We start from the raw sequence: 16,799 nt of genomic DNA on the forward strand, positions 1-16,799 counted from the left end.
CCCCGCCCACGACCCCCCCCCGCCGGCCGACGCGCCTCGCCCGTGATTTTGGCACAATCACGGCCCGGGGGTGCCCCCCCCTGACCCAAAACCCACGGCTTGGTGCCGCCGCGACAGCGGCTCAGCGGCTCAGCGCCGCCCGCAGGGTGATGCCGTGCCGCGTCCGCAGCCGCCGCAGCTCCCACATGGCCGCAGCGGTGACGGTCAGCGGGGCTCCGAGGACGAAGGCCACGCGCACGCCGACCGGCACCCCGTCGTAGGCGCCCCGGAACACGTCGATGAAGGCGACTTCCCACACGAGCAGCGTCGCGAGCAGCGGGGGCACCGTCTCGTGGAGGTCTGCGGTGCGGAAGACGTGCACGAGCGACTGCGCGATGCCGTACAGGAGGAACGGGCCGAGCCATACGAGGAAGGCGCCCAGGGCGAACAGCAGCGCCACCCGTCCCGCGGACGACGTCCAGTCCGTGTTCTCGTCCACGTACCCCAGCCCGGTGATCAGCCGTGGCACGGCCAGCGCGAGGACCAGCGCGAGCAGGGCCCCGGCGGGTTTGGCCACGCGGCGAAGGAACAGGCGCCGGTGGGGTGGTCGGGCCGCCGCGATGAAGACGGCGACCGCGAGCGGGAACGTCACCCCCAGTGTGATGAGGGTGGTACGGATCTGGCCGAAGCGGTCGTCCACCACGGCGTCGGCGTCCGACGCCAGCCCGTAGGACAACAGCATCCAGGTGACGGCAGCCAGACCGATGACCGTCCGCAGGACCTGCACCCTTTTCACCACCGGGTCGTTGACCCGGTCCGGCCGGGACGGCGTGAACACCGCACGCCCCACGGCGATCGGATTGAAGAGACGTCCGAAGGTCAGCCGGCGCGCGGCCGGTGGCCATGGGCCCGTCGGTGGCTCGACCGGCGAACCCGCGCCCGGCGGTCGTCCTCCGCCGGGCGGATTCCACGACGTCCCGCTCCCGATGCCACTCATCCCCCGCGCCCTTCCTGCGTCATCTGCCGTCACCGAGATTACGAGCACGGAGGCCGGCAGGACACCATGGTGCCGTCGGATCCACGGAGATGGGAGGCGCATCCAGGCCTACGAGCGGTGGAAGGGCCGGGCCGCGCAGGGGCCCGTCACCCGGAGCACGGCACCACGGCACGCCGCGGGCGCCGCACCCGGCGGGGCGGCCGCCGCGGATCAGGCCGGACGGCCGTCAGACCCGATCTCACCGCACGCGGCCCGGACCGCCCGCGCGGACGTCCAGCCACGGCGATGCAGGCTGGCAAAGCCGTCCAGGAGGAGGTCCAGGGCGAATTCGAACTCGAACTGGTCGTCGCAGCCGCCGCCGACGGCGGAGCCCGCGTCGTGTGCGGCCGTCGCGGCCAGTTCCGCGATGTGCGGGTAGCGCGCCGCGAACGCGGGGTCCGGCGGACCGGGGGGACCCGATGTGTCGAACAGTTCCTGGCTGAAGCCGAGCAGGCGGCTGCCCATCGCGTGCATGACGTGGTGCGTGAGGTCGGCGGAGAGGCCGCCGTCCCTGAAACTCCCGGCCATGGAGTCCAAGTACGCCAGTACGGCCGGGGTGGGGCCGGTCCGGGACTCGATGACCCGGGCCGCCCAGGGGTGGCGCAGCAGGACCCGCCGAGCCGAGAGGATCCGCTCGCGGACCACGCGCTGCCAGTCGGGGCCCGCGGCCGGCGGGTCGATCTCGGCGACGACGGCGTCGGCCATGCCGTCGAGCAGCTCCTCCTTGTTGGCCACGTGCTTGTAGAGGGCCATCGGTACGACGTCCAGCTCCTGCGCGAGCCTGCGCATGCTGAGCGCGTCGATGCCGATGGTGTCGGCGAGCGCGACGGCGGCGCGCAGGACGCGGTCCCTGTTCAGGGGGATCCGAGGGGTGTGCGTGGCTTCCTGCCGGGTCACGGATGCGGTTCCTCTCCTTCTGGACAGCCCCGTCCTTGACGAGTGTACGACGTACACCTATGGTCGTCGTCAGGTGTACGGCGTACACCATCAAGGATCGAGGGGTAACGAGAGATGAATCCGGACCGGAGAACCGCAGTGGCCATCGGGTCGCTGTTCCTGTTGACCGAGGCCGCCGCGATAGCGGGGGCGGTTCTGTACCGTCCCCTGCTGGGCGCGGCGGACGGCCGGCTGGCGCACGGCGCCGACACGCGGGCGCTGCTCGGGGTGCTCTGCGAGGTGGTGCTCGTGGTGGCGGTGGCCGGTACCGGGGCGGCGTTGTTCCCCGTCCTGCGGCGCCACGGCGAGGGGCTCGCGCTCGGCTACGCCTTCGGACGGCTCCTGGAGGCGGCGGTCATCGCCGTCGGGATCGTCGCCGTTCTGGCCCTCGTCACCCTGCGCCGGGACGCGGGGGCGTCGGCCGGTGCCGATGTCGCGCTCGCGGCCGTACACGACTGGACGTTCCTGCTCGGGCCCAACATCGCCCTTGGCCTGAACACCGCCCTGCTTGCATACCTGGCGTATCGCGCACGGCTCGTGCCGCGGCCCCTCGCGGTGCTCGGGCTGGTCGGCGGACCACTGATCTGCGCCTCCGCCGTCGCCGTGATGTTCGGGGCCTACGCTCAGCTCTCCGCGGCGGGCGCGGCCGCCGCACTCCCGGTGTTCGCCTGGGAGCTGGGGCTGGCCGGGTGGCTGATCGTCAGGGGGTTCGGGCCCCGTTCCGGCGCCGCGCCCCGGGCGGAGGAGGGCCTCGGGGAAGGCCGGTCGTCCGGCCCGGCCAGCGGTGTTGACGGGCATACCTTCAGCGGTGCCGGAAAGGCGCTCCGTACCGGGAATCACTGAGCGGCGCACGGGGCCGCCGTACCTGACAGGAGCGCAATCGTGATGGGTGACCAGACGACGAAGAAGATCATCGAAGGGCGCCGCGGCGGCCACACCGAGGTGGTGATCCCGCAGGGGTCCACGCTGGCCATCCAACTGGAGGGAAACCCCGCCACCGGCTACGCCTGGACCGCCGACACGCGCGACGTGGAGGTGCTCGATCCCACGGGCAGCGGGTTCGAGGGCGAAGCGGGGCCCGGACTCACCGGGGCCTTCGTCTTCACCTTCACCGCGAGGGCAACGGGAACCACGGCGGTGGCCTTCACCTACCGGCGGCCTTGGGAGAAGGGCGGCCACATTGACCCCGCCCACACCTACACGGCCCGCGTCACCGTGAGCCAGACCGTCTAGGGGGTCCGTCACCCTCCGCAGCGCGCTGGTGCGCACGACCGGGTCGTGGACGCGCTGAACGCGGGGAGGGGCGCAGACAGGGGAAGGTCTCCCCGGGTACGGCCAGGTACCGACTGGCCGGAGGAACCGGAGGAAAAGGGAGGAAGGTCAAGCGGCAGATCACCGGCGACCTGAAGCGGTTCGAGCAGTACATCGAGGGCCGCGGCCGCGAGACCGGATCCTGGCGCGGCGAAGTCTGCGCCGATTCGGGTGGGGGAGTCCTCGGCCGGCGCGGTCGCGCCCATCGCGCCGCCCGCGACGGGCCGGGAAGCGGACGCCCCGCTCCCCGGCCCTCGTCCGGTCGCGGGGCTCACGCGACGGCGGTGCCCTCCAGCTCGACCGTCTGGCCGGGGACGGCCAGGCGCGTCACCCCGAGCATCGTGGTGGTCGGCGCCACCCCGGCGGCGCCCAGCCTCGCCGCCAGCAGACCGTAGTGCCGGAAGAGGAGATCGACGTCCGTCGTGTAGACGTTGAGCCGGACGAGATGGGCGAGGGACATGCCGGCCTCGCCGAGCACGGCCTCCAGGTTGTCGATGCTCAACGTCAGCTGAGCCGCCATGTCGCCGTCGTGCAGGGGCTTGCCGTCGCCGCTCATCGCCGTCTGCCCCGAGGTGTACAGGGTGCGGGTGTGCCCGGAGACCACCTCGCCCTGATTGAAGCCCAGGTCCGCCGACCACGTCACCGGGTTGACCGCTGTGCGTTCCACTGCCACGTCAGCTCCATTCGCTCCATCGGGAGTACGTACGCCCGCCGGCCCGCTCGTCGCGCCGGCTCCACGCCGTAGAACGAGCCTCGCAGGGAATCACGACACCCTCTGTCGTGTATCTCGATAGAGTTCGCGCATGCGCGCCGACCGGTTGGTCTCGTTGGTCCTGCTGCTGCGTCAGCGCGGTCGGTTGACGGCGGACACCCTGGCCGAGGAGCTTGAGGTGTCCACCCGGACCGTCCTGCGCGACATCGAGGCGCTGTCCGCCGCCGGTGTCCCCGTCTACGCCGAACGCGGGCGGCACGGCGGATTCGTACTGTCGCCCGGTTTCCGCACCGAGCTCACCGGCCTGAACCACGACGAGGCCCTCGCCCTGCTGACCGCCGGATCGGGGCGCGGCGAGCTGGTCTTCGGTCTCGGCTCGGCGCTCGCCTCCGCCATGCGCAAGGTGGTCGACGCCCTGCCCGAAGGCCACCGGGCCACCGCGAGCGACGCCGCCCGGCGATTCCTCGTCGACCCGGAGACCGACCTGCTCTCACGCCGGCTGGTCACCGAGGAGGTGCCCGGCACCACCATGATCGAGGTCCGGCGCGCGGTACTCGCCGGACGCAAGCTGCGCATCCACTACGCGCCCACCGGCCGGCCGCCGCAGTGGCGCACGGTGGACCCGATCGGGCTGGTCACCGTACGCGACCGGGCCTACCTGCTGGCCACCCGGGACGGCGAGGACCGCACCTACCGGCTCTCGCGGGTGCTCGCCGCCGAGGAGCTCCCCGAAGCGGCCCAGCGGCCCGACCGGGTCGATCTGGACCGGATCTGGCGGGAGCGCTCCGCGGAATTCCTCTCCGGCAGCGACCACCTCACCGTGCAGGTACGGGTGGACCCGGCCCGGCGGGAGGAGCTGCTGGACACCGCACTGGCCGTCCGCGCCGAGGAACCCGGCGCGGACGGGCGGCTCCGGCTGGACGTGACCTTCCAGGACTTCCGGCACGCCGCCTGGGCGCTGTGGCAGCTCGGCACGGACGCGGAGGCCCTGGCCCCCCGGTCCTTGCGGACCGCCCTGCACGACCGCGCCGCCGCGATCGTCGCCCGCTACGCGGACGCGCCCTGAGCGTGTGGCAGGGCGTCTCGCCCGAGTCCCATGAACGCCGGGTCCCGGCCGACGCCGACCGCTCCCGGCCCGAACTGCTCCCAGAACTCCGCCGGGACGACGGCCGGCGGGGCATGATGGGGGCCGTGATCACCATTCATCTGAAGTACGAGATCGACGTGGACAAGCTCGCCGACTTCGAGGAGTACGGGCGCCGCTGGGTGCGACTGGTCGAGCGGTTCGGTGGAACGCACCACGGCTACTTCCTGCCCAGCGAGGGCGACAGTGACATCGCCTACGCCCTCTTCTCGTTCCCCGGCTTCGCCGCCTACGAGCAGTACCGCACGGACAGCATGACCGACCCGGAGTGCCAGGCCGCGTTCGACCTGGCCCGTGACACCCGCTGCATCAAGCGGTACGAGCGACGCTTCCTGCGTCCGCTCGACGACGGCGGCCGCTGACCCCGCCCCGCTTGCTGCACAATCGGCGGATGAGCGACGACGACCCCCACCTGTGGCTGGAAGACGTAACCGGCGAGGCCGCCCTCGCCTGGGTGCGCGAGCGGAACGCCGAGACCGTGGAGGCGCTGGCCGGAACACCCGGGTTCAAGGTGCTGGAGCGCGAAGTGCGCGAGGTGCTCGACGACGCCGACCGGATTCCGTACGCCGTCCGCCGGGGCCGGTACCTGTACAACTTCTGGCAGGACGCGGACCGGGTGCGGGGCGTATGGCGGCGGACCGGCCTGGAGGAGTACCGCAAGGACCGGCCGGCCTGGGAGACCGTCCTCGACCTGGACGCGCTGTCCGAGGCCGAGGGGGAGGAGTGGGCCTGGGCCGGCAGCGACGTCCTCGCGCCGGACCACCGCCACGCCCTCGTGATGCTCTCGCGCGGCGGGTCGGACGCCTGCGTGGTGCGCGAGTTCGACCTGGTGGCACGGGAGTTCGTCGGGGACGGCGGCTACACCGTTCCCGAGGCCAAGACCCGGATCGGGTGGATCGACCGGGACCACGTGTGGATCGGCACGGACTTCGGCCCGGGCTCGATGTCCGCGTCCGGCTACCCGCTGCAGGTACGCCGCTGGCAGCGCGGAACGCCGCTGGAGGAGGCCGAACTCGTCCACCGGGGTGAGCCCTCGGACCTGTCGGCCGACGGCTGGCACGACCACACGCCCGGTTACGCCAGGGACTTCGTCTCCACCCACCTGGACTTCTGGAACAGTCGCCTGTTCCTCCTCCGCGACCCGGGGAAAGAGGGAGGCGCGGGCGGGCACCTCGTGCCGGTCGACGTGCCGGACGACGCCGTCAAGTACGTCCACCGCCAGTGGCTGATCGTGACGACCAAGTCGCCCTGGCTCGGCCACGCCGCCGGCACCCTCCTCGCCTTCGACTTCGACGCCTACCAGGCCGGGGCCTACGCGTCCGGTGCCCGCGAGCCCGCCGTGCTCTTCGCGCCCGACGAGCACACCGCACTGTCCGGCCACCACTGGACCCGCCGCCACCTCGTCCTCGCCACCCGCGCCGACGTCTCCTCCCGCCTCGAACTGCTCACCCCCGGACCGGACGGGCACGCGTGGACCCGGGCACCCCTGGCCGACGTGCCGCCGCTCTCCACCGCCTCGGTGATCTGCACCGACCCCGACGAGAGCGACGAGTTCTTCCTCGACGTGTCCGGGTTCCTCCAGTCCGCCACCCTCTACCGGGGCGTGGCCGGCGGCCCCGGAGAGACCCTCAAGCAGGCCCCCGCCCTGTTCGACACCACCGGGCTCGCCGTGCGCCAGCACTTCGCCGCCTCCGCCGACGGCACGCGCGTCCCGTACTTCGTGATCGGCCCCGAGGACCGCCCCGCCCCCGGCCCAACCCTGCTCTACGGGTACGGCGGCTTCGAGGTTTCCCAGGTCCCGCAGTACAGCCCGGTCATCGGACGGGCCTGGCTCGCGCGCGGTGGCACGTACGTCGTCGCGGGCATCCGGGGCGGCCGCGAGTACGGGCCCTCCTGGCACCAGGCTGCCCTCGGGGCCCACCGCGTCCGCGCCTTCGACGACTTCGCCGCCGTCGCCCGGGACCTCGTCGATCGCGGCATCACCACCGCGCCGCAGCTGGGCATCGAGGGCGGCAGCAACGGCGGCCTCCTGATGGGCGCGATGCTCACCCGCCACCCGGACCTCTTCGGCGCGGTCGTCGCCCACGTGCCGCTGCTCGACATGCTCCGCTTCCACCTGCTCCTCGCCGGAGCCAGCTGGATCGCCGAGTACGGGGATCCCGACGACCCCGCCGACCGGCCGCATCTGACGGCTATCTCGCCGTACCACCGGGCGCGTGCGGACGTCCCGTACCCGCCGCTGCTCCTCCTCACCTCCACGCGTGACGACCGGGTGCATCCCGGCCACGCCCGCAAGATGGCGGCCCGGCTCCGGGAGCTCGGACAGAGCGTGCTCTTCCACGAGCACCTGGGCGGCGGCCACGCAGGGGCCACGGACCACCGGCAGACCGCCTTCAACGAGGCGCTGGTCCACAGCTTCCTGTGGGAGCGGCTGACACCGCCGCACCGCCGGCCGGAACCGACCGGATGATCTTCCGGTCGCCGAGCTGCCGGGTGCCGGGTGCCGCATCATGGACGACCCCGGAAGGTCCGGCCCGGACCCGATCAGGTCATCGGCGGCATGAGCACGCTGTCGACCATGTAGACGGTCGCGTTGGCGGTCCCGATGTCGCCGCACACCACGTTGGCGGTGCCGTTGACCTTGTAGGACTCACCCGATCCACTGGTGGTGAGCTTTCCCTTCTCCAGCGTCGTGAACGAGCCGGACTCCAGCTGCGCCGGGGTCAGCTTCTCGCCCACCACGTGGTAGGTGAGGATCTTCGTCAGCTGGGCCTTGTCCGCGAGGACCTTGGCCAGGTCGGCCTGCGGGACCTTGGCGAAGGCCGCGTTGGTGGGAGCGAAGACGGTGATGTCCTGTGCGTTGTTCAGGGTGTCGACCAGTCCGGCCTGCTTGACGGCCGTGACCAGGGTCGACAGTTCCGGGTTCTGGGAGGCGGCGGTTGCCACCGGGACCTTCGCCATCGCGTCGAAACTGCCGGAGCCGTCCTTGGGTACCGACGCACACGCCGGTCCGAAGGGGTCCAGTACGGTCGCGGAAGCCGACCCGGCGCCGAGCACGGCGAAGGGCAGGAGCGTGGCGGCCGCCGTCGCGACGACGGTGCGGACCGTGCGGTTGGTGTTCATGGCTTCTCCTCGCCCCCGAGTGGCGGGACGGGCGCGGCGCCCGGGTGATGCGGCGCCGTGCCGCTCGTACCCCCTGCTTCGCCGCGACCGGGTCGTACGGATGCACCCGGGCCGCGGGCGGCGTGAGCGGCCGGCCGGAGGAACACGTGGTCCTCGTAGCACCACGCCCACTCCTCGCCGGCCTCGGCCGAGCGGGCCACGGCATGGCCGGTCCGCTCGGCGTGGGACCAGGCGTGCTGGCCGCGGGAACTATCGCAGCAGCCTATGTTTCCGCAGGTCAGACAGGTGCGCAGATGGACCCACCGCTGTCCTGCTGCCACGCACTCCGCGCAACCCGGGCCTCGGTGTGCCGTGCTTTCGACGTCCTCCTGGTCCAGGTGGGCGCAGTGCCCGCCCTCGGGCCTCCCCGCGTCGTACGCGACCGTCCAGCGCTGCATCCGATCTCCTTCGCGGCTCCCGCGCGGTGCGGGAGTCCACACCGGACATTCGCGGCCGGCCCGCACGGGGATTGGTCCACCGCCGGGGAAGAACTGCTCCGGTCCGCCTCACCCGACGGCCTCGGTCCAGGGTCACCTGCCGGGACGTGGCGCACGGACCCGTTTCAGCGTAGGCACGTTCCCGCCCCGGCGCCCTGCCGCGGACGGTCCGCCCAAAGATGATCAATTACGGTATGACGGCGGGACCCGGACCGGGCCCGCGGCCGGGGGCGGCGCCCCGGGCATCCAGGACCACTTGGGGGGAAGCGGTGGCCGTAACGGCTTCGCACGCACAACGGGCCCAGCCGCGCATATCCGAGCTCGACGCGCTGCGCGGCTTCGCTCTCCTGGGCATCCTGCTGGTCAACGCCCTGATGATGGCGAGCCCGTACGCCCTCGGCACCATCGACGACCCGGGCGCCTCCACCTTCGACCGGACCGTCGAAGGGCTCGTCCAGACCTTCGTCGCCGGCAAGTTCTACCTCCTGTTCTCGTTCCTCTTCGGCTACAGCTTCTCCCTCCAGCTGACCTCGGCCGACCGCGACGGCGACCGGCCCGTGCCGCGGCTCCTGCGCCGCTCCCTCGGACTGTTCGCGCTCGGCGCCCTGCACGCCGTACTGCTGTTCAGCGGGGACATCCTGATGACGTACGCGGTGCTCGGCCTGATCCTGATCGCCGTACGCGGCTGCGCGCCCCAGACGGCGCTCCGGGCCGCGTGGATCGTGTACGGCTGCGCGAGCGGGGTCCTGCTCCTCGTGGGGCTGGCCTCCCTCGTCATGTCGGACGCGGAGGCGGCCGACCTGGACGCCGACCTGGTCGCCGGATTCCCCGACCTGATCGCCGACTACCGCGGCGACGCCGCGGACGTCGTGCGGGCCAACCTCGCCCAGCTCCCCGACGCCCTGCTGGCCATCCCGCTGATGGGCGGACTCGTCGTAGCGGCCTTCCTGGTCGGCCTCCGGTGCGCCAAGGTGCACTTCCTCGGCGACCTGGCGGACCACGGCGCCCGGCTGCGGCGCGTCTGCCTGCTCGGCGTCGCCTTCGGCCTGCCCGGCAGCGTGTTCATGGCCCTCGCCACCAGCGGTCCGCTCGGACCCCGGTGGGCGATAATCGGCCAGATGGTGGGCACGGTCACGGCGCCCGCCCTGACGGCCGCCTACGTCTGCGGAATGCTCCTCCTGATGCGAACCGCGCGCGGTGCGCGGGTGACGGCCGTGCTGGCGCCCGCGGGCCGGATGGCCCTCACGAACTACCTGAGCCAGTCGCTGGTCATGGCCCTCGTCTTCACCGGCTACGGCCTCGCGTGGTACGGCCGGCTCGGCCCGGCCGTCGTCGTCCTCGGGGCGATCGCCCTGTACGCGGTGCAACTCGCCCTCAGCGCACGGCTGATGGCGCGCCACCGGTACGGCCCGGTCGAATGGCTGCTGCGCACGGTGACGCTGGCGCGGATCCCCGGCGGCTCTCCGGGCGAGCGCACCCGTTCCGGTTCCGGGGAGGCCCTCTGACCCCCGGCCGGAGCCGGCCCGGCCCGGGGGAGTGCCGGGCGGCTGGGCCATCCAGATCCGCCGGGATGCGTACACCGCGCGCGCCCGGCAATGTGGCTGCATGCCCGACCGTACGCACGTCACCATCCACCCCTTGCTGGCGAAGGGCGGCCGCCCCGTCACCGCGCACGCCCACGGCGTCGACGAGCGGCTCGGCATCGCGTCCGGAGTCGACGACGTCGTGGAGTTCCTGCGCCGCATCGGCCTGGAGGACGGCGCCGAGCTGATCGCCCGCGAGGACCCGCGGATCAGCTGGATCGGCGGCGGACCCACCGAGTGGGTGTGACGCCGGTTCGTGCCGGGCGGGATCAGCGGGGGGTGAGTTCGCCGCTGAGCCTGCCGTGCAGCTCGGCGCTGGCAACGTCGAGGCCGACGATCTCCACCGTCTTGCCGCGCTGCGCGTACTTGGCGGTGACCGCGTCGAGGGCGGCGACGGACGAGGCGTCCCACACGCGGGCCGAGCCGAGGTCGACCACGACCCGGTCGGGGTCGGCGGCGTAGTCGAACCGGCCGGCGAGGTCGTCGGCCGAGGCGAAGAACAGGTCGCCGGTCACCGAGTACACCACCGTGCGGCCGTCGGGGTCCGTCCGCGCGGTGACGTCCGCGCGGTGGGCGACGCGCCGGGCGAAGACGGCCATCGCGGTGACCGAGCCGGCGACGACACCGACGGCGAGGTTGTGGGTGGCGACCACGCACACCACCGTGACGAGCATGACGGTGATCTCGCCCGCGGGCATGCGGCGCAGCGTCGCGGGCGCGACGGAGTGCCAGTCGAAGGTCGCGAAGCAGACCATGACCATGACGGCGACCAGGGCGGCCATCGGGATCTCGGAGACCAGCGGGCCGAAGACGATGCACAGCACCATCAGGAACACCCCCGCGAGGAAGGTGGAGAGGCGCGTACGGGCGCCCGACACCTTCACGTTGATCATGGTCTGGCCGATCATGGCGCACCCGCCCATGCCGCCGAAGAAGCCGGTGACGATGTTGGCGACACCCTGACCGACGGACTCCCGCGTCTTGGACGAGCGGGTGTCGGTGATCTCGTCGACGAGCTTGGCCGTCATCAGCGATTCCATCAGCCCGACCAGGGCCATGGCGAAGGCGTACGGGGCGATCGTCGTCAGCGTGTCCACGGTGAACGGCACGTCAGGCAGGCCGGGGAGCGGCAGCGCGGACGGCAGGGAGCCCTTGTCGCCCACGGTAGGGACCGCCAGGCCCGCGGCCACCGTGACGGCCGTCAGGACCGCGATGGAGACCAGGGGCGCCGGGACCACGGTGGTGATCCTCGGGAAGAAGACCAGCATCAGCAGGCCGGCCGCGATCAGCGGGTAGACCGGCCACGGTACGTCGCGCACCTCGGGGACCTGTGCCATGAAGACGAGAACGGCCAGGGAGTTGACGAAGCCGACCATGACCGAGCGCGGGATGAAGCGCATCAGCTTCGCCACGCCGAGCGCACCGAGGGCTATCTGGAACACGCCCGCCAGGATCACGGCCGCCACGAGGTAGCCGAATCCGTGCTCTCGGTTCAGCGGCGCGATGACGAGCGCCACGGCGCCGGTCGCGGCCGAGATCATCGCCCGTCGGCCTCCGGCCACGGAGATCACGACGGCCATGGTGAACGACGCGAACAGGCCTACCGCCGGTTCGACACCCGCGATGATCGAGAAGGAGATCGCCTCGGGGATCAGCGCGAGGGCGACGACGAGCCCGGCCAGGACCTCGGTGCGCCACACCTTCGGGTCCGACAGCCAGTCCGGTCGCAGGGCGCGAAGCCGCGCGGCGGGCGCCGCGGGGGAGGGGGAAGACAAGGGGAGCGGGGTCCTGTCGTGCTCGGGCGGACGGTACGACCCGTGCGGGCCGCCGTGCGGAAACGGTTCGGCCCGGTCGGCCTGCGCGCCGACCACTGTACCGACTCCCGGGGAGGCCGCCCCTTCCGGTGCCCCTCCACCGGGACACCCCGTACCCAGGGTCCGAGGGGCCTTCGCGCCGCGTCCACGGAATGCGGGCGGGCCGGACGCCGGCGTGCGCGCTCGTCCGGGCTCGGCTACCGGAGGAGAGCGGCAGCGAGCCCCTGGTCTCCGGGTTTCCGCAGGTCAGCGCAGGTGTACGGGCCAAAGCGGGCCGCCCGGACGGCTGCGGGGCCGGTTCCGGGGGACGATGGAAGCCGGCCGTGAGCCGCGGCCCGCACCAGGCAGGCCCGGCTGAGGGCCGGACGCCGGAAGGGAGCGCCCGTGATGGCTGAGAGCGCCGCGTTCGAGCCCGGCGGCACCGGCCCCCCCGAAGCCCGCGACGCGGCGGCGCCGGGCAAGACCCGGATCTCGCCGCCGAGCGGGCTGCTCGACGTACTGAACGTGGCCGCGATCGTCCTCGACTCCCAGGGCCGGATCGCCCTCTGGAGCCCCCAGGCCGAGCAGTTGTTCGGATGGTCCGCCAAGGAGGCGCTGGGCCGGCCCGCCGCCCAGCTGCTGGCCGCCCCGGAGCACCTGGACCTGGTCCTGGAGCTGTTCGCGCGCGTCATGGGCGGCGCGGGCGACTGGGCAGGCGCGTTCCCGGTGCGGCACAAGGCCGGCGGCAGCCACCTGGTCGAGTTCCGCAACATGAGGCTCCTCGACGAGCACGGGGACCTCTACGCCCTCGGGATCGCGACCGATCGGGCCCGGCTGCGCCACCTGGAGCGGGACCTCGCCCTCTCCGCCCGGCTGGTCGCCCAGTCACCGATCGGCCTCGCGGTCCTGGACACGGACCTGCGGTACGTCCTGGTCAACCCGATGCTGGAGCGGATCAACGGACTGCCCGCCTCCCAGCACATCGGCCGCAGCGTACGCGAGGCCCTGTCCTTCCTCGACGACGCCGGGGCGGTCGAGGCGGCGATGCGCCAGGTCCTGGCCACGGGCACCCCGCTGGTCGAGCAGTTCACCGCCGGCCACACCCACGAGGACCAGCGCCACGAGCACGCCTGGTCGGTGTCGTACTACCGGCTGGAGGACGCCGGCGGGCGGGTCCTGGGCCTGGCCACCTCGATCGTCGACGTGACCCAGAGCCACCTGGCGGCCAAGGAGATCGCCCGCAGCCGCCGCCGGCTCGCCCAGATCGCGGACGCCACCGTCCGCATCGGAACCACCCTCGACCTGGACCAGACGGCTCGCGAGCTGGCCGATGTCGTCGTCCCCGACCTCGCCGACATCGCAGCCGTCGACATCCTCGACTCCGTCCTCGACGGACGCCCCAGCCTGTCCTCCGCCCACGAGCCCGCGGTGTTCCGGGCACTCGCCGTGGCCGCCGCCTACCCCAGCGAGGCCGTGCGCGCCGCCGACCCACCGGGTGACATCGCCCGCTACGAGGCGGACCGGCTCGTCACCCGGTCCGTCACGACCGGCCACCCGGTCCTCGTGGCCCACGTGCACGCCCGCGACATCTCCCGCATCGCCCGCGACGACGACGCCGCCGCCATGCTGGCCCGCGCCGGACTGCGCTCCTACCTCGCCGTACCGCTCATCGCCCGCGGCGAGGTCCTCGGTGCCCTCGACCTCAAGCGCACCCGCAACCCGCTGCCGTTCGACGACGACGACATCGTCCTGGCCGGCGAACTCGCCGCGCGGGCCGCCGTGTGCATCGACAACGCCCGCTGGTACCGCAACGCCCACCACACCGCGCTCGCCCTGCAACGCCACCTCCTCCCGCACCACCCGCCCGAGACGGCCGGTCTGGAGGTCGCCTACCGCTACCAGCCCGCCGCGGCCACCAGCGAGATCGGCGGCGACTGGTTCGACGCCATCCCCCAGGTCGGCGGCACCACCGCGCTCGTCGTCGGCGACGTCATGGGCAGCGGCATCAACGCCGCCGCCAGCATGGGACAGCTCCGCACCGCCACCCGCACCCTCGCCGAACTGGGCCTGGACCCGCCCCAGGTGCTGCGCCAGCTGGACCGCACCACCGCCGCCCTCGAAGAGACCATCGCCACCTGCGTCTACGCCGTGTTCGACCCGCACCGCGCCGAGTGCCGGATCTCCGTCGCCGGACACCTGCCTCCGGTCTTCATCCGCCCCGGCGAGACCCCGCGCCTGCTCGCACTGCCCACCGGCGCCCCCCTGGGCGTCGGCGGCATCCCCTTCGAGGCCACCACCGTGAGCATGCGCCCCCAGGACCAGCTGGTCCTGTACACCGATGGGCTGGTCGAAACACGCGACCAGCCCCTCGACGAACGGCTCGATCTCCTCCTCGAACTCCTCACCGACGCCGACCGTCCCCTGGAGGAGACCTGCGACCGGCTCCTCGACTCGCTGCGCCGCCCGAACGACCACGACGACGTGGCCCTCGTCATCGCCCGCGCCACGCCGTGGCCGCCCGCCCGCGAGTGAGCGCCGTACGGGGTTCCTCCCCGCGGATGAACCGGCGAAGACCGAGAGCGAGCCGCCGGTGTCGAGCGTCGTGACCGCCCGGAGCGCCGTCAGGCAGCACCCGGCGCCGGACGTCAGTAAACCGTCCGCCGCCCGGGCGGCAGCAGCTCGGAGACGACGAAGGCGACCACGGCCGCCAGGATCACCACGGGCATCATGGCGGAACTGCCGAGCAGCAGGACCACGAGCACCACGCTGCTCACCGGCAGGCGCATGACGGTGGCGGACGCCGCCGCCATGCCCGCCGCCATCGCCGGTGCGACCCCCAGGCCCGGCAGGGGCGCCAGGAGCACGCCCGCCGCGGCTCCCAGGAAGAGCGCCGGGAACACCGGGCCGCCGCGCAGGCTGCCCAGGCAGAGCGCGTACGCGGCTCCCTTGAACAGCAGCACGGCGATGAGCGCGCCCACCCCCCAGGCATGCGGGTCGGCAGCCAGCCCGGCCAGTGTCGCCTGCCCTGACGAGGCCACCTCGACGGGGTCGCGGCCGGTGGCCAGCCCGTACACGGCGGCGCACGCCCCGGCGGCGAGGGCGCACAGAACGGTCCGTCCGAGGGGCCGCGCCGTGACGTAGCCGCTCAGCCCCCGCGCCCCGACCAGCATGGGGTGCAGGACGGCGGCGATCACCACGGCGATGAGCACGGCCCAGGCCACGTCCGGCGCGTCCAGGCGGGGGAGCGGTGCCGACAGGGGCAGGGACAGCTCGCCCGTGCCCAGGCCCGTCCAGCGGCCGAGCCCGGTGAACACCAGGGACCCGATCCCGCTGGACAGCAGGGCGGGCAGCATGACCGCGAACAGCTGGGGCCCGCCCACGCCCGCGACCTCGATCAGCAGCACGGCCGCGATCAGCGGGTTGCCGAAGATCGCGGCGATGGCCGCCGCCGCCCCGGCCGCGCCCAGGAGCGCGTTGCTCTGCGGGGTCGCCGGTGTCTGCGCGAGGTTCCGGAACAGCAGCGCCAGACCGCCACCCAGGGCGATGAGCGGAGCCTCCGGTCCCAGTACGGCACCGAGCGGCAGGCTGGCCACCGCCGCGAGCAGGACGCCGGGCAGCGCGGCCGACGAGGCGCCGCTCGTGTTCAGTCCGGCCGCGGGAACGTGGCCGCCCGCCCCGCGCAGGTGCGTGACGATCAGGCCGACCGCGATTCCGGCGATGAGCAGCAGGGGGAGCGGCCACCACCAGGGCGCGGCGTCCCAGCCCAGTGCCTCGGGGAAGTCCGCCCACAGCAGGCCCTCCAGCTCGTGCAGCCCGACGAGGAGCCAGAAGGCGGCGAGGGACACCGGGATGCCGATGAGGGCGCAGAACACGAGCGTCTGCAGGTACCCGGGACTGCGGAGGAGGTGCCGCAGGAGCTCCGCCTCCTGCGGCCCGGGCCCGTCCACGGGGCGGCCGGTCTTCCCGCCGCCGGGCGGTTCGGTCCCGCCGCCGGGCGGGTCGGATCGGGGGCGCGGCTCCGTCATGGGGCACTTCCTTTCCGCTTGCTCGATGATCCACCTGCGCGACGCGCTCCGCCGCCGGAAGGGTCCGTAGGGCCGGCCGGTGCACCGCCGGGATCACAGGTCGTTGTCCGGCCCCGGATCGGCCGTTCCGCGCCTCCGCATCCCGATCCTGACCGCCCCGAACAGGACCTTGGCGATCACTCCGACCACGAACAGGTCGGCGATCATCTGCACCGTGGTCAGCGCGCGGGCGGTCTCCGTGGTGGGTGCGATGTCCCCGAAACCGACGGTCGCGAACACCGTGACGGTGAAGTACAGCGCGTCCGTCCGGTTCATGGACTCGGTGAACGACTGCGGTACCTCCTGCGCCAGCAGGAAGTACGACGCGGCGAAGAGCACGAGGAACAGCGGCACCGCGGTGGCCAGCGCCTCCAGCGCGCGCAGCCGCGGATACGGCGCACGGGCGATGGCGGTGGCCTGCCAGGCCACCAGACCCCCGAAGACGACCAGGCCGAGCGTCAGCAGCGTGACGGTGGAAACGGTGAACCCGCTGTCCAGGGGGACCAGGTAGTACAGGCCGGTGAGCAGGACGATCGAGGCCGTCGAGCGGAGCAGGTGGCCCAACAGCACGCGGGTGCGCAGCCTGGTCGTCCGGCCGGCGCGGTTCCGCCGCCCTGATGCATCGCGGTCCATGCCATCAGG

At 72.9% G+C, this 16,799-nt stretch carries 16 protein-coding genes; 8 read left to right on the forward strand and 8 right to left on the reverse strand.

Annotated elements, in window-relative coordinates; translation table 11 throughout:
* Positions 1-121: 121 nt before the first annotated feature.
* Both ACFWW8_RS31670 and ACFWW8_RS31675 read right to left on the reverse strand, forming a co-directional pair.
* Positions 122-817: a hypothetical protein gene (locus ACFWW8_RS31670; protein ID WP_386534395.1), complete on the reverse strand. Its 696-nt coding sequence runs from the start codon at positions 815-817 to the stop codon at positions 122-124.
* A 369-nt stretch (positions 818-1,186) separates the two neighbouring features.
* Positions 1,187-1,912, reverse strand: coding sequence for a TetR/AcrR family transcriptional regulator C-terminal domain-containing protein (locus ACFWW8_RS31675; protein ID WP_386534397.1), 726 nt, complete (start codon positions 1,910-1,912; stop codon positions 1,187-1,189).
* 138 nt (positions 1,913-2,050) lie between these two features.
* On the opposite strand from ACFWW8_RS31675, the gene ACFWW8_RS31680 reads away from it, so the two are divergent.
* Together ACFWW8_RS31680 and ACFWW8_RS31685 are read left to right on the forward strand one after the other, a co-directional pair.
* On the forward strand, positions 2,051-2,794 hold the full coding sequence (locus ACFWW8_RS31680; protein ID WP_386534400.1) for a DUF4386 domain-containing protein: 744 nt from the start codon (positions 2,051-2,053) through the stop codon (positions 2,792-2,794).
* A gap of 42 nt (positions 2,795-2,836) precedes the next feature.
* Entirely contained in the window at positions 2,837-3,184 is a 348-nt protein-coding gene (locus ACFWW8_RS31685; protein WP_386534402.1) for a protease inhibitor I42 family protein, read from the forward strand.
* Between the two features lie 349 nt (positions 3,185-3,533).
* Here ACFWW8_RS31685 and ACFWW8_RS31690 read toward each other — a convergent pair whose 3' ends face one another.
* The gene (locus ACFWW8_RS31690; RefSeq protein WP_386534405.1) at positions 3,534-3,929 is read right to left on the reverse strand and encodes a RidA family protein; all 396 of its coding nucleotides are present in this window, start codon (positions 3,927-3,929) and stop codon (positions 3,534-3,536) included.
* Between the two features lie 136 nt (positions 3,930-4,065).
* Here ACFWW8_RS31690 and ACFWW8_RS31695 point away from each other — a divergent pair, with 136 nt between their 5' ends.
* From ACFWW8_RS31695 to ACFWW8_RS31705, 3 genes are all read left to right on the forward strand, one after another.
* Positions 4,066-5,040: a helix-turn-helix transcriptional regulator gene (locus ACFWW8_RS31695; protein WP_386534407.1), complete on the forward strand. Its 975-nt coding sequence runs from the start codon at positions 4,066-4,068 to the stop codon at positions 5,038-5,040.
* 125 nt (positions 5,041-5,165) lie between these two features.
* A complete protein-coding gene (locus ACFWW8_RS31700; protein ID WP_386534410.1) occupies positions 5,166-5,480 on the forward strand; it encodes an NIPSNAP family protein in 315 nt (104 codons plus the stop codon).
* Positions 5,481-5,509: 29 nt separating this feature from the next.
* Positions 5,510-7,588: a prolyl oligopeptidase family protein gene (locus ACFWW8_RS31705; protein ID WP_386534413.1), complete on the forward strand. Its 2,079-nt coding sequence runs from the start codon at positions 5,510-5,512 to the stop codon at positions 7,586-7,588.
* A gap of 74 nt (positions 7,589-7,662) precedes the next feature.
* On the opposite strand, the gene ACFWW8_RS31710 is transcribed toward ACFWW8_RS31705, so the two are convergent.
* Both ACFWW8_RS31710 and ACFWW8_RS31715 read right to left on the reverse strand, forming a co-directional pair.
* On the reverse strand, positions 7,663-8,241 hold the full coding sequence (locus ACFWW8_RS31710; RefSeq protein ID WP_386534415.1) for a fasciclin domain-containing protein: 579 nt from the start codon (positions 8,239-8,241) through the stop codon (positions 7,663-7,665).
* Positions 8,238-8,678 (reverse strand): UBP-type zinc finger domain-containing protein, encoded by a 441-nt coding sequence (locus ACFWW8_RS31715; protein ID WP_386534418.1) that lies wholly within the window; start codon positions 8,676-8,678, stop codon positions 8,238-8,240. Before ACFWW8_RS31715 ends, ACFWW8_RS31710 begins: the two co-directional genes overlap by 4 nt.
* Before the next feature lie 308 nt (positions 8,679-8,986).
* On the opposite strand from ACFWW8_RS31715, the gene ACFWW8_RS31720 reads away from it, so the two are divergent.
* Together ACFWW8_RS31720 and ACFWW8_RS31725 are read left to right on the forward strand one after the other, a co-directional pair.
* On the forward strand, positions 8,987-10,222 hold the full coding sequence (locus ACFWW8_RS31720; protein ID WP_386534421.1) for a DUF418 domain-containing protein: 1,236 nt from the start codon (positions 8,987-8,989) through the stop codon (positions 10,220-10,222).
* A gap of 100 nt (positions 10,223-10,322) precedes the next feature.
* Complete coding sequence (locus ACFWW8_RS31725; RefSeq protein WP_386534424.1) at positions 10,323-10,547, forward strand: hypothetical protein; 225 nt, start codon at positions 10,323-10,325, stop codon at positions 10,545-10,547.
* A gap of 22 nt (positions 10,548-10,569) precedes the next feature.
* Here ACFWW8_RS31725 and ACFWW8_RS31730 read toward each other — a convergent pair whose 3' ends face one another.
* Complete coding sequence (locus tag ACFWW8_RS31730; protein ID WP_386534425.1) at positions 10,570-12,075, reverse strand: SulP family inorganic anion transporter; 1,506 nt, start codon at positions 12,073-12,075, stop codon at positions 10,570-10,572.
* A 426-nt stretch (positions 12,076-12,501) separates the two neighbouring features.
* On the opposite strand from ACFWW8_RS31730, the gene ACFWW8_RS31735 reads away from it, so the two are divergent.
* Positions 12,502-14,625 carry a SpoIIE family protein phosphatase gene (locus ACFWW8_RS31735; RefSeq protein WP_386534428.1) on the forward strand — a complete coding sequence of 708 codons (2,124 nt, stop codon included), beginning with the start codon at positions 12,502-12,504 and terminating at the stop codon, positions 14,623-14,625.
* A 113-nt stretch (positions 14,626-14,738) separates the two neighbouring features.
* Here ACFWW8_RS31735 and ACFWW8_RS31740 read toward each other — a convergent pair whose 3' ends face one another.
* Both ACFWW8_RS31740 and ACFWW8_RS31745 read right to left on the reverse strand, forming a co-directional pair.
* Positions 14,739-16,118 (reverse strand): chloride channel protein, encoded by a 1,380-nt coding sequence (locus tag ACFWW8_RS31740; protein ID WP_386534431.1) that lies wholly within the window; start codon positions 16,116-16,118, stop codon positions 14,739-14,741.
* Between the two features lie 93 nt (positions 16,119-16,211).
* Positions 16,212-16,790: a potassium channel family protein gene (locus ACFWW8_RS31745; RefSeq protein WP_386534434.1), complete on the reverse strand. Its 579-nt coding sequence runs from the start codon at positions 16,788-16,790 to the stop codon at positions 16,212-16,214.
* Positions 16,791-16,799: the final 9 nt, after the last annotated feature.

It is taken from the genome of Streptomyces sp. NPDC058701, from assembly GCF_042715295.1.
In the GTDB taxonomy this organism is placed as follows: Bacteria; Actinomycetota; Actinomycetes; order Streptomycetales; family Streptomycetaceae; genus Streptomyces.

Bases quoted from the DNA above. Each gene is read 5' to 3' on its own strand.
- ACFWW8_RS31695 (WP_386534407.1), top strand. From the start codon at position 4,066: ATGCGCGCCGACCGGTTGGTCTCGTTGGTCCTGCTGCTGCGTCAGCGC.
- ACFWW8_RS31725 (WP_386534424.1), top strand. From the start codon at position 10,323: ATGCCCGACCGTACGCACGTCACCATCCACCCCTTGCTGGCGAAGGGC.
- ACFWW8_RS31735 (WP_386534428.1), top strand. From the start codon at position 12,502: ATGGCTGAGAGCGCCGCGTTCGAGCCCGGCGGCACCGGCCCCCCCGAA.
- ACFWW8_RS31705 (WP_386534413.1), top strand. From the start codon at position 5,510: ATGAGCGACGACGACCCCCACCTGTGGCTGGAAGACGTAACCGGCGAG.
- ACFWW8_RS31685 (WP_386534402.1), top strand. From the start codon at position 2,837: ATGGGTGACCAGACGACGAAGAAGATCATCGAAGGGCGCCGCGGCGGC.
- ACFWW8_RS31715 (WP_386534418.1), bottom strand. From the start codon at position 8,678: ATGCAGCGCTGGACGGTCGCGTACGACGCGGGGAGGCCCGAGGGCGGG.
- ACFWW8_RS31745 (WP_386534434.1), bottom strand. From the start codon at position 16,790: ATGGACCGCGATGCATCAGGGCGGCGGAACCGCGCCGGCCGGACGACC.
- ACFWW8_RS31710 (WP_386534415.1), bottom strand. From the start codon at position 8,241: ATGAACACCAACCGCACGGTCCGCACCGTCGTCGCGACGGCGGCCGCC.
- ACFWW8_RS31740 (WP_386534431.1), bottom strand. From the start codon at position 16,118: ATGACGGAGCCGCGCCCCCGATCCGACCCGCCCGGCGGCGGGACCGAA.